1 pseudogene is annotated in these 617 nt (G+C 60.3%); it reads right to left on the bottom strand.

Annotated features, from left to right (window positions below):
• Positions 1-9: 9 nt before the first annotated feature.
• Positions 10-617, bottom strand: a pseudogene (locus NJLHNGOC_RS15565) (IS5 family transposase); the annotation flags it as partial.

Genomic DNA, 617 nt, shown 5'->3' with positions numbered 1-617 from the left:
TAGGGCCTGTTAGGGCTTGATCCAGTCTGCTGCGGCAGCGATGTGGATGACCGCGAGGAACGACGTTGCTGTTTTTTCATATCTGGTTGCGACAGCGCGCCACTCCTTGAGGCGAGCCCAGAGGTTCTCAACGAGATGCCGACACCGATAGGCCCATTTGGGGCAGGCGACCGGGCCATCGCGTCGTTTCGCGGGAATGGCTGGCCGTGCTCCCATGTCCCATATCCGTTCACGCATGGCGTTCGACGCGTAGCCCTTGTCCGCTACTACCCACAGGGGAGTGGCGGGAAGGCTGTCGAGCATGGCTGGTGCCAGAGGCAGTTCATGAGCCTGTCCAGGGGCCAGCGCAAAACCGAAGGCTTTTCCATGTCCATCAGCGATCACGCAGACTTTTGTGCCATAGCCGCCGCGAGAGCGGCCAAGTGCTTCACGATGGTCTCGCTCTTCGAAAGAGGCCCCTTTTTTTGGGCTCCCGCCGCTTTGTGGTGAGCCCTGATGTTTGTGCCATCCAGAAAAGTCATTCCGAATGCCACTCCCTGTTGTTCCTGAACCAGTGCGAGCAGCCGCTCCCATACGCCGAGCTTCGCCCAGCGGATGAAAAGCTGCGCAGCCCGCCA

Source organism: Novacetimonas cocois, from assembly GCF_003311635.1.
GTDB classification, from domain to species: domain Bacteria; phylum Pseudomonadota; class Alphaproteobacteria; order Acetobacterales; family Acetobacteraceae; genus Novacetimonas; species Novacetimonas cocois.
The sequence above is the reverse complement of the archived record's forward strand: the minus strand, read 5'-3'. Positions and strand labels throughout refer to the sequence as shown.